The 10,548-nt window shown below is 51.4% G+C and carries 10 protein-coding genes; 4 read left to right on the top strand and 6 right to left on the bottom strand.

Annotated features, from left to right (window positions below; all coding sequences use genetic code 11):
• Positions 1 to 381 precede the first annotated feature (381 nt).
• Positions 382 to 627: an FmdB family zinc ribbon protein gene (locus ACZND6_RS11965; RefSeq protein WP_021868173.1), complete on the top strand. Its 246-nt coding sequence runs from the start codon at positions 382 to 384 to the stop codon at positions 625 to 627.
• A gap of 122 nt (positions 628 to 749) precedes the next feature.
• On the top strand, positions 750 to 2,543 hold the full coding sequence (aspS, locus tag ACZND6_RS11960; protein ID WP_300874226.1) for an aspartate--tRNA ligase: 1,794 nt from the start codon (positions 750 to 752) through the stop codon (positions 2,541 to 2,543).
• Between the two features lie 72 nt (positions 2,544 to 2,615).
• Here the strand turns inward: aspS and ACZND6_RS11955 are convergent, their stop codons facing one another.
• From ACZND6_RS11955 to mtnA, 5 genes are read right to left on the bottom strand one after another with little or no spacing between them, the layout of a single operon-like run.
• Positions 2,616 to 3,809, bottom strand: a complete 1,194-nt coding sequence (locus tag ACZND6_RS11955; protein WP_293737080.1) for a sugar transporter — start codon at positions 3,807 to 3,809, stop codon at positions 2,616 to 2,618.
• A gap of 13 nt (positions 3,810 to 3,822) precedes the next feature.
• The gene (locus ACZND6_RS11950; protein ID WP_293737081.1) at positions 3,823 to 4,329 is read right to left on the bottom strand and encodes a hypothetical protein; all 507 of its coding nucleotides are present in this window, start codon (positions 4,327 to 4,329) and stop codon (positions 3,823 to 3,825) included.
• Entirely contained in the window at positions 4,313 to 4,573 is a 261-nt protein-coding gene (locus ACZND6_RS11945) for a hypothetical protein (protein WP_300842576.1), read from the bottom strand. Before ACZND6_RS11945 ends, ACZND6_RS11950 begins: the two co-directional genes overlap by 17 nt.
• On the bottom strand, positions 4,560 to 5,252 hold the full coding sequence (locus ACZND6_RS11940) for a class II aldolase/adducin family protein (protein WP_300874223.1): 693 nt from the start codon (positions 5,250 to 5,252) through the stop codon (positions 4,560 to 4,562). The genes ACZND6_RS11945 and ACZND6_RS11940 overlap by 14 nt, the downstream gene beginning before the upstream one ends.
• Positions 5,245 to 6,324, bottom strand: coding sequence for an S-methyl-5-thioribose-1-phosphate isomerase (gene mtnA, locus ACZND6_RS11935; protein ID WP_293737084.1), 1,080 nt, complete (start codon positions 6,322 to 6,324; stop codon positions 5,245 to 5,247). The genes ACZND6_RS11940 and mtnA overlap by 8 nt, the downstream gene beginning before the upstream one ends.
• A gap of 156 nt (positions 6,325 to 6,480) precedes the next feature.
• On the opposite strand from mtnA, the gene ACZND6_RS11930 reads away from it, so the two are divergent.
• Both ACZND6_RS11930 and ACZND6_RS11925 read left to right on the top strand, forming a co-directional pair.
• Positions 6,481 to 9,162 carry a bifunctional acetate--CoA ligase family protein/GNAT family N-acetyltransferase gene (locus ACZND6_RS11930; protein WP_293737085.1) on the top strand — a complete coding sequence of 894 codons (2,682 nt, stop codon included), beginning with the start codon at positions 6,481 to 6,483 and terminating at the stop codon, positions 9,160 to 9,162.
• 63 nt (positions 9,163 to 9,225) lie between these two features.
• Entirely contained in the window at positions 9,226 to 9,981 is a 756-nt protein-coding gene (locus ACZND6_RS11925) for an enoyl-CoA hydratase-related protein (protein WP_293737086.1), read from the top strand.
• Between the two features lie 4 nt (positions 9,982 to 9,985).
• Here ACZND6_RS11925 and ACZND6_RS11920 read toward each other — a convergent pair whose 3' ends face one another.
• Positions 9,986 to 10,411, bottom strand: coding sequence for an acyl-CoA thioesterase (locus ACZND6_RS11920; protein ID WP_008865026.1), 426 nt, complete (start codon positions 10,409 to 10,411; stop codon positions 9,986 to 9,988).
• Between the last annotated feature and the right edge of the window lie 137 nt (positions 10,412 to 10,548).

The raw sequence follows: 10,548 nt of genomic DNA, 5'->3' as shown, positions 1-10,548 counted from the left end.
ATCCAAGTCTGTAGTGCATAGCTCCTCCTAGGCTAATCACAGACTTATTATACTACAAATAATACATAAGTTTAGAGAAATATTTTTAGCGAAAAAAGAGAACCCACGGGGGCTCGCGAAGTTTTTTAAGCTAGCTCAGGTATTGAAAACGGGAGGATGAAGACGAATAATCTCGTCTGACTGAATAAGTCTTTTCGGCCCGCGTTTTGCGGGCCTTTTCTTATTTCCGCGGCGCCGTCCTCAATCTCTTCTCAAGGTTAGTGAGGAAGAAAACCCGCCGCTCTATAATTGTCTAGCTTATGCAGCACGGCCAGTAACTTGGCGAAAGCCTCCTTCCTTGCCGTGTTTTTTAAATTTTTTAGCTTTTATTATTTAAGCGAAATGCCTATCTACTCTTACAAGTGCTCTAACTGCGGCTACACAAAAGATGTTCTGCAGAAATACTCCGACGCTCCTATTACCCATTGTCCGAAATGCAACATGGAAACGATGGTTAAACAGCTTTCGGCACCCGGCTTCGAGCTCAAGGGAAAAGGTTGGTATGCTACAGACTTTAAGGGCGGATCTTCTGCCGCCCTGCCTGCCTCCCACTGCAACGAAAATTGCCCTGCTAAAAAAGATAAGTGATTTGCCTTACTCCCGAATCCGAAAGACATACAACTGAATTGTCATTTTGAGTACCCATTGTTTAGAATGAACGGGAATTTATTGATAGAGCACGAAAAGTGCTCGCTTTTGCGGAGTTTTTAATGCGTACTGAATATGCAGGTTTGATTGACGAGAAATTCCTCGGTCAAACTGTCACCCTCTACGGCTGGGCCCATCGCCGCCGCGACCACGGCGGTGTTATTTTCATCGATTTGCGCGATCGTGAAGGCCTGGTCCAAATCGTCTGCGACCCGGATCGTCCCGACGTCTTCGAAACTGCCGATAAAGTCCGTAACGAATTCGTTGTGGAGGTTAAAGGCCTGGTTCGTGCTCGTCCGGAAGGCACTCGCAACGAAAACCTCATCTCCGGCGGCGTTGAAGTGCTGGCTCAGGAACTCAAGATCCTGAATCCTTCCGCACCTCCTCCCTTCCTGCTTGATGACGAAAACCTCTCCGAAACCACACGTCTGACTTATCGTGTGCTCGACCTTCGTCGTCTGCCGATGCAGCGCAACATGAAGCTCCGCTACAAAGCTGCAATGGCTTTCCGCCGTTTCCTTGATAAGCACGGCTTCATCGACATCGAAACTCCGATGCTCACCAAGAGCACCCCGGAAGGCGCCCGCGACTATCTGGTTCCCTCTCGTATTCACGACGGTCATTTCTATGCTCTGCCGCAGTCTCCTCAGCTCTTCAAACAGATGCTGATGTGCGCAGGCTTTGACCGCTACTACCAGATCGTTAAGTGCTTCCGCGACGAAGACCTTCGTGCTGACCGTCAGCCTGAATTCACTCAGGTTGATATTGAAACCAGCTTCCTCAACGAAGTTGAAATCCGCGCCCTGATGGAAGAGCTGGTCCGCACTGTCTTCAAAGAAGCTATCAACGTCGATCTCCCCAATCCGTTCCCGATCATGCTGTGGACGGATGCTATGAACAACTACGGCTCCGACAAACCTGACCTTCGCGTCAAGCTCAAACTCACAGATCTTACCGATCTGATGGGCAACGTTGACTTTAAGGTCTTCAGATCCGCTACCGAACTCAACGACGGCCGCGTCATGGCCCTCCGTGTTCCGCACGGTGCCTCCATGCCGCGCAGCGAAATCGACGGCTACACCGACTTCGTCAAGATCTACGGTGCCAAAGGTTTGGCCTACATCAAAGTTAACGACGTCAAGGCCGGCAGGGAAGGCCTCCAGAGCCCGATCGTTAAGAACCTTTCCGACGATGTCCTCAAGGCCATCATCGAACGAACCGGTGCACAGGACGGAGACGTCATTTTCTTCGGTGCCGACCGCAAGAAGATCGTTTTCGACTCCCTCGGCGCTCTGCGTTTGAAAGTCGGTCACTCCGAATTCGGCAAGTCCCACGGCCTGTTTGAAGAAGGCTGGAGACCTCTGTGGGTTATCGACTTCCCGATGTTCGAGTACGACGAGGAAGAAGAACGCTGGGTTGCCTGCCACCACCCGTTCACAAGCCCGAAAGACGGCGACGAAGACAAACTCGTTACCGATCCGGAAAACTGCTTCGCCAAAGCTTACGACATGGTTCTCAACGGCTGGGAAATCGGCGGCGGCTCCATTCGTATTCACAAGGCTGATGTTCAGAGCAAGGTTTTCAACGCACTTAAGATCGGTCCGGAAGAAGCCCGCGCCAAGTTCGGCTTCCTGCTTGACGTTCTCCAGTACGGTGCACCTCCCCATGGCGGCTTAGCATTCGGTCTTGACCGTATCGTCACCATGATGTGCGGTGCTGATTCCATCCGTGACGTGATCGCCTTCCCAAAGACACAGCGTGCACAGTGCTTGCTGACGCAGGCTCCTTCTCCTGTTGATGAAAAACAATTGAGAGAGCTCCACATCCGTCTGCGCAACGAGCACAAGAAGGAATAATTTGAATCTTTTTTGATTCACGGCCCTCCGACGGAGGGCCGTTTTCATTTGTGTGGTATTCGTATATTCGTCTTAGCGAGTCGGCAAGATCGCCGAGCCTCGCTTCAGCCAAATCGCCGCACAGGCCAGCACACAAACACCGATAAGTGCACAGGCGACATACGGAACCGCGGCGAAACCGAACTCAGCAGACACTCGGCTGCCGATAAAGGCTCCGCCGCCAATACCGATATTGAAAATGCCGGAAAACATTGATGTCGCCACGTCGGCAGCATCTCGGGCCGTATCCAAGAGCAGAGTCTGAAACGCCATCGAGATCGCCGTCATTGAAGCGCCCCAGAAAGTTCCGAGTATGACCAGAACACCGAAATGCGAAGAGGTAACCGTCAGCAGTCCGACACAGACCGTCATGATCAGCATCGGGATCACCAGAGTGCCTGAGCGGTGCTTATCCACTGTCCTAGAACTAATCACGGTTCCGATAATGCCGGCAATACCGAAAATAAACAGGAACCAGACTGTGGCATTCTCAGACAAGTGTCCGACATTCATCAGAATCGGCGTGATGTAGGAGTACACCGTGAACTGGCCCAAAATCACGACCATGGTCAGAAGGTAAAGCTGTACAAGCGCCGGGCGCTTAAACAAGGACGGCAGGCTCTTTAAAGAACCGGCCCGGTTGCTGGTACAGACAGGCAGCGAGAAAAAGATAATAACCCAAAGCAATACGGCAGCCATACCCACGATGAAGAAGGATCCCTGCCAGCCGACCTGCTGTCCGAGATGAGTTCCGATCGGAACACCAAGCACCGTTGCGACAATCGAGCCGCCCATCACCGCCGCTAAACCAAATGCCTGCTTCCCGAACGGCGCTACTCTGGCCGCCAGAGGCGTCATGATGGACCAAAAGATGGAATGCGTTACCGCGACACAGATTCGCGCGCCCATGAGTTTTTCAAACGTATCGGCCCACAAAACCACGAAATGGCTCAGTGCAAAAATCACGATGAGCCAAAGAAGCAGCCGTCGCCGCTCCAGCTTCGCGGTCAATATCGTAAGCGGGAGCGACAACAGAGATACGACCCAGGCGTAAACCGTAATAATGAGGCCGGTCTTTGAGACAGACTCATGAATCGATTCTGCAATGTTCGGCAATAAGCCGACGGGTAAAAATTCAGAAGTGTTGAAAACGAAAGCGGCAAAGGCCAGTCCGATCGTCGGAATCCAGGCCTTAAATCCGAACTTGTGCTGCTGAGGAGGATGCATCTAGAAAAAACTTTTAGAAATCTCGCTGATCCGCGTCCCTCTGGACCCAGGGATCAATACTTAAAACGTAACGCAGAACTTTATCATCCTTGTCGTCAAAGTCGACCCATAAGGCCATCGGGAATCCGGATTCATCGAGGTAGCGATACATATACGTGTGTTCGCCTAAATTCTTGTAGTGCCACTGTTCGCAGGGCTTTCCGAACATCGTGTAGATATCCTGGCTGTCCTGGACTTTAGGCTTGATCTGGTTGAAGTATTTTTGCTGCAGAAGCTGATCCTTAAAGATCAATTTGCCTTCCGGATTAAAGATCATCACGTAGGAAGCCTGGCCCATCGGCTGCATGGAATAAACGATTCGAATCGATCCGTCGGGGAGCCGTGTCGTAGAGTCGGGGACACCGAGCTCTTTAACAGTGTGGTCGTACGTGTCGTTGAGCTTGATCATGTCGGGGTGAGCACAAGCCGTCAAAAATAGCGCTGCGCAGCAAACTAAAATCAGTTTATAAATCTTTGTCATTTTCTTCTCCGGCCTGAGCTTTTTTCTCGGGATATTGGGAATGCAGATTGCGGATCAAGTCCAAATAGGCCTCGCGAAAAGAAGCTTCGGAGCATCCCATAAGAACAGCGTCGTCGATAGCGTCCTGAAGGTACCCTTTGATTTCTTCAAGATTTTCGGCCATCACCTTATTCTTTTCCGTACATGCAATGAGAGAGCCTTCCGGAGTGCACCACTTAGACGCCGGCGCCTCAGCCTTCTTCATGGCCATTCTCCTGCTGTCCGTAGGTCTTAAACTGCTCTTTCACTCGCGCCATCTCTTCTTTATCAATCAGAGGGCAACCGCCGATCTGCTTAAGATTCATCCACATCCGAGCAAGCGATTCGATTTCCAAAGCAACAGCGTAGGCCTGTTTCAAGTTACGGCCCGCTGCCACGCTGCCGTGATGCGAAAGGAGGCACCCCAAGCGATCCTTGCCCAGCGTATCGCGGCAGCCCTCCGCTAACGCTACGGAACCGAACGTAGCATAGGGTGCGCAGGGAATCGTATCGCCTCCGGCGGCCGCAACCATGTAATGGAACGGAGGAATTGCCTCGTCCAGACAGGAAAGCATGGTTGCGTACGGAGAGTGCGTATGCACAACGGCGTTGATATCGGGACGAGCCTGATAAAGAAAAGCATGGAGGTTCCACTCCGATGAAGGCTGGCGGCTTCCTACCGCCTTATAGCAGCCGTTGTCCGTAAATAAAATCCGCACCAAATCTTCCGGTTCGGTTTCGTCATAGGGAAGACCCGTCGGCGTAATCAAAAAACCTTTGCCTTCCGGAGAATCAAACCGTACAGAGAGGTTTCCGCTGCTGTTGACATTAAGACCTGCTCGACTCAGTTTTAAGGCGTAGTCGATGATTTCCTCTCTCGCCTTTTCTTCCTTATCTTCAAACATGACTGTTCACCCTTAAATCTTTCAAGTCTTCCGGCACAAAGACGCCGCGATCCGTAATGAATCCTGTAATCAAGCGTGCCGGTGTGACGTCAAAGCCGGGATTCACGGTTGCGATGCCGGGATCGGTGATACAGACTTCCCTCTCATGTCCGTGTTTATCAATGCCTCGCACCCAGCGTATTTCATCTCCGGAACGGTTTTCAATCGGAATATCTCCTCCGCTCTTTGCCGTCCAGTCGAACGTCGATATCGGCGCTGCAACATAAAAAGGAAGTTGATTATCTGCCGCTGCCAACGCTTTTAGGTAGGTTCCGATCTTATTTGCCGTATCTCCGTTTGCAGCAATGCGGTCGGCTCCGACAATCACCAGATCGATTCCGCCTTCCCTCATGAGCTCGCCGCCTGCATTATCTGCAATCAAACAAACGGGGATCCCTGCAGCTCTCAGCTCCCAGGCGGTCAGCGTCCCCTGAAGTCGGGGACGCGTTTCATCGGCATAAACCGTCAGCGGAATTCCGGCCTCAAATGCCGTATAAATCCCGGCCGTTGCGGTTCCGAGTTCCACGGTCGCAAGCTTTCCGGCGTTGCAGTGCGTGAGAATGTTAAGCGGCCTGCCGAGCTTTAAATAAAGCGCCTCAATAATTGTTTGAGCGTGTTTCGCAAGACGAATACTCATCGATCGCTCTTGCTCACAGATCTCGGCGGCTAAGTGCCAAGCCGCTTTTCGTCTGCGGTCGGGCTCCATTCCTTTCAGCCGCTTGAGCATAAAGTCGACGGCCCAGTTCAAATTGACGGCGGTCGGCCTCGCACTCTTTAAAAGGTTCGCGGCTTCAATCAAAAATCCTGTCTCGGTGCTTTCATCTGCGGCCAAAGCCATTCCGGCTGCACCCGTCACGCCGATCAAAGGGGCTCCGCGAACCGTCATGTCGCGGATCGCCTCAGCCGCCTCTTGTGCATTTTTAAGATCAACGTACTCCACACGGTGGGGCAAAAGTCTCTGATCCAACACCGCCACGCGCCGCTCGGCTTCGTCAATAAAAACAGTGTACGGGGAATTAGATTCGACGCTCACACACTCTCCTTCTCAAGTGTACTTTGAGCTTCTAATCTTATTCGGATGTGAAAAAATCTGCAGGCGCCTTTGGCATTTTTGAGACATGCTTCACTACAGACTTACCCGCCTGATTTAGACTTTAACTTCCGTCAGGCTTTTGGATCGGCCAATACCATGGACTTCAATCACTATCTGCATACGCTGTTCAACCCGCGTTCCGTCGCTATCGTCGGAGCAAGCGCAAGAAGCGGAAGCTTCGGCACGCTTATTTGGAAAATTGCCAAAAGCGCTTCACCTCGGGCAAAACTCTTTCCCGTAAATCCGAAATACAAAACGATCGGGCGTGAAACTTCCTATGCGGCGCTCACGGATATAAAGGAAGATGTAGATTTAGCCGTCTTTGTCTGCCCACCGTCCGTTTATCCGAAAGCCCTGGAAAGCTGCCTAAAAAAAGGCGTTAAAAATATTCTTCTGTGCGGAGGATTTCCGAAGTCCGATCTGACCGAGCCGGTCATAGAAGCCATCAACAAAACTTCAGCTGCAGGAGTTCGTATCGTCGGACCTCAGTCTTTGGGTCTCATGACACCCTCGGAAGGCCTGAATCTGAGTTACCTTCCCACCCTTCCTCCCGCCGGAGAGGTAGGTCTCGTCAGTCAGTCCCCGGGGCTCTCCTGCACCATTATTGATTACGTCACTAATGCCCAGTGCGGCTTTTCTCACGTTATTGATCCCGGATTTGAGCAGGTCCTTACCGTGGCTGACTACGTCGACATGCTGGCTTATGACCGTAAAACCCGCTGTATCGTGCTGTATCTCGAGTCCTTCCAGCAGCCGAGGAAGCTGCTGTCTGCCATTCGATTAGCCGCAGCAAACAAGCCGGTTATTTTATTGAAGGGCGGACAGACACCGGGGTCCGCAGACATTGTCATTAACAACAGCGGAGCTCGAGAAGACGAAGACGGCGTTATGAAACGAGCATTAGTGCGCGCCGGCGCCCTTCTTGTATCTTCGCTCAAAGAACTTAACTATGCAGTTCAGGCCTTTGCCATGCGCCGAGAACTAGCTTCCGGTGAACTGTACGGACTCGTGAACAGCAAAGGACTGGATTCCCTTCTGGCCGATCACGCCTATAACAATCAACTGCGTCTGGCAACACCGGACAGCACGGTCGCCAAAGAACTGCGGGACAAATACAAAATTACTTTCCCATATGCCAATCCGGTCAATATGGGACTGGATATGGACGCCGCAACTATCGCCGATCTAACAGACTACCTTCTCAATCGTCCTGAATGCTCAGGTATCGTGCTGAGCGTGGTGACCAATCCTTCGCTGAACTCTCTTGATTTGGCGAAAAAACTGGTTCCGATTCTCAAGAAATCGCAAAAGCCGGCCGTCACTGTTTGGATCGGAACGGAACCGGACTTCCCTGCCATAAAACATCTTCGCAAGAACGGCATCGTAGCGATGAACGACATGAAGGGCGCGTGCCGGGCGATTCGACTGATGGAACAATTCCGTAAATTTAAGAGTGACGGCGTACCGGGAAGTTATTCCGTCATTCCTTCCGATCCTGCATTTTTTGCGGGAGCACGGAAGGTCATCCAAACAGCGCGCCGAGAGGGACGCCATCTGCTATACGAAGAAGAAAGCAAACGTCTTTTAGCAAGTATCGGCTTCGAAACCACGGCCGGAATTTACGCCGCTTCGCTTGGTGAAGCAATTGAGGCAACTCGGGCCCTAGGTTATCCCGTTGCCATGAAGCTCCGCATGGACGGTGTCCTCTCGAAAAGCGACGCCAAAGGCGTGATCTTAGGAATTCGAAACGAGCGTGAGCTCAAGGGCGCTTGGAAAAACATGGCGGACCGGGCAATTCACCTCGGTCAAACAGAGGAAGGCTTCGGAGTATTCCTTCAAAAAACTCTGGACACGGATAATCGCCGCGAACTTCGCGTCGGCATGAAACTGACACGTCATTTCGGCCCCATCGTCTATCTGGGTATCGGCGGCCTCTACGGAAAGATTTTTAAGAACACCGTCTTTAACTTTGCACCGCTTTCGCTCAAAGAAGCGCAGGACATGATCTCCTCGGAGCCCTTTAAGACGTTCTTAGGCGATTTCCAAGGACTTCCTCCGTGCGATCCGGAACCGACTGTGACTGCACTCATTCGCCTCTCGCAGCTTGCCGTAGAGGTGCCGGCCGTCCGTTCCATCGACATCGATCCGCTTCTCTGCGGAAAAGGTCATGCCATTGTTTTAGATGCTCACTGCGTCATAGGATCCGATACGCTGACCGCAGACGAAAACGCCTCTCATTTGATCTTCCCTTATCGGCCGAGTTTTGAGAAAAACGTCCGAGGAAAGTATGGCTTAGTCAAGATCAAGAATGCTGCGCCGGAAGACAAAGAAAACTTCTTGAAATACCTCGGTTCGCTCTCCGACCAGTCCCGCAGACTGCGCTTTCACAGTCTGACAAGCTCTCTTGAGTCGATTGCCGTCTCGGCAGTTTCTTCTGATCCCGATCGTTCTTTCTGTATTTTTGCAGTAGATCCGAATTCGGATACCGGCGACATTATTGCGGAAGCTCGTCTGTCTTTGCTTCCTAGCCGCACGTCCGCTGAATTCGGAATTTCCGTGAGAGATGATTGGCAGGGACACGGGCTCGCGACGTTGCTCATGGACGAAATTGAATCCGAGGCTCGCCGCAGAGGGCTAGAACAAATCGTCGGCTATGTACTTAAAGACAATGAGAATATGCACGGCATGATGGTAAAACGCGGCTATGTCCGCACGACCGACGAAGATGATCCGAATATCGATCTCTTTACTTTGGAAAATTTAAAAATCTCGAATTAGTGAGAATAACCCGCGGCGCTTGTATAGAAGCGCCAAAATAAGCGGAACTCTGAAGGAAACGAAATGCCAATTGTTACAACGATCGAAGGTAAGATTGCGCAAGTTGCAATCGACCGCCCTGAAAAACGAAACACTCTTAATTCCGAACTCTGCAAGGATTTGGCCAGAGAGTTCCTTGAACTCAACGATGATACGCGTGTACGCAGCATCGTTTTGTGCGGACACAACAATGTCTTCTGCGCAGGCTTGGATATTGAAGAGCAGCTGGCGGAAAACACACAGATTTTTAATGAATTCCAGAAAGTCATCGATGCGCTCGATGCGCTTTCTAAGCCGATTGTCGCTGCCGTGAGCGGTCCTGCAGTGGGTCAGGGCGCCGCAATGCTTTATCACTGTGATCTTGTCTTTGCCGGCGAGCACGCGCTTTTCTCTATGCCGGGTTTGGCATTGGGACAGACACCCCGCTACGGCGTAAGTCTATTAGCCGTAAAAAGCGGCGGCTACAAACTTGCCGCGCAAAAACTGCTTCTTTCCGAACCGATTTCTGCTGCCGAAGCTGTCGCTATGGGGCTCGTCAACCATATCGTTGAAGACGACAAAGTCATGACTGTCGCCGGCGCCGCCGCACTGCGTCTAGCTTCCTTACCGCCCGAGGCAATGGTGGCCACAAAGAGACTGCTTAAAGCCGCCTATATGTCCGGTTTATCAGAACAGCGCAAGCTTGAAGAAGAAGCAGCTTCCCACTTAGAAGGAAGCGCCGAAAGCAAGGAAGCTTTCAGCGCTTTCATGGAAAAACGTCAGCCGAAGTTTGCTGAATAGTTTTCTATTCTGTTTTTTCGGGCGCCGGATTGTCCGCTCTGTAGACGGGCTGAGGGCGCCCGTCTTTATTTAAGGCCACAAAGACCAGCTGAGCCTCCGTCACTTTGACAATGCGGTGGTTGTCTTTGTGCAGTCTTTCCGCAAAAACAGTAACGTCTACCGTGATAGAGGTGGTACCAACTTTAAGTACCGTTGCGTAGAAAGAGACCACGTCTCCGACCCAGACGGGCTCCTTGAATGTGAAACTTGTCACGGCCACTGTAGCGGTTCGGCTGTTTGCAACACGCGAAGCGATGGAAGATCCGGCCAAGTCCACCTGACTCATAATCCAGCCGCCGAAGACATCTCCGTACTGATTGGTATCCGGAGGCATCGCCATCACGCGCAAGGCGGGCTGCTGATCCGGCAGCTTCTCTACTAAGTTTTTCATTTTCTTTGTTCTCTTCAAAGTTTCAAGACTCAAAAATTGTCTTGTACTGAAATAAGTTGACTCCTAAAGGAGTCAGGAATGGAAAATAAGGCAAAGATTGATCCTAAAAGATTTGGAATCTTAAAGGCTTATCAAAA

It is taken from the genome of Parasutterella sp., from assembly GCF_057870745.1.
Note: the sequence above shows the minus strand (reverse complement) of the source record. Positions and strands in the feature narration are given on the sequence as shown.

Coding starts and splice junctions, on each gene's coding strand:
- ACZND6_RS11920 (WP_008865026.1), bottom strand. CDS start 10,411: ATGAAAAACTTAGTAGAGAAGCTGCCGGATCAGCAGCCCGCCTTGCGC.
- ACZND6_RS11945 (WP_300842576.1), bottom strand. CDS start 4,573: ATGAAGAAGGCTGAGGCGCCGGCGTCTAAGTGGTGCACTCCGGAAGGC.
- ACZND6_RS11950 (WP_293737081.1), bottom strand. CDS start 4,329: ATGACAAAGATTTATAAACTGATTTTAGTTTGCTGCGCAGCGCTATTT.
- ACZND6_RS11965 (WP_021868173.1), top strand. CDS start 382: ATGCCTATCTACTCTTACAAGTGCTCTAACTGCGGCTACACAAAAGAT.
- ACZND6_RS11925 (WP_293737086.1), top strand. CDS start 9,226: ATGCCAATTGTTACAACGATCGAAGGTAAGATTGCGCAAGTTGCAATC.
- aspS (WP_300874226.1), top strand. CDS start 750: ATGCGTACTGAATATGCAGGTTTGATTGACGAGAAATTCCTCGGTCAA.
- ACZND6_RS11930 (WP_293737085.1), top strand. CDS start 6,481: ATGGACTTCAATCACTATCTGCATACGCTGTTCAACCCGCGTTCCGTC.
- ACZND6_RS11955 (WP_293737080.1), bottom strand. CDS start 3,809: ATGCATCCTCCTCAGCAGCACAAGTTCGGATTTAAGGCCTGGATTCCG.
- ACZND6_RS11940 (WP_300874223.1), bottom strand. CDS start 5,252: ATGTTTGAAGATAAGGAAGAAAAGGCGAGAGAGGAAATCATCGACTAC.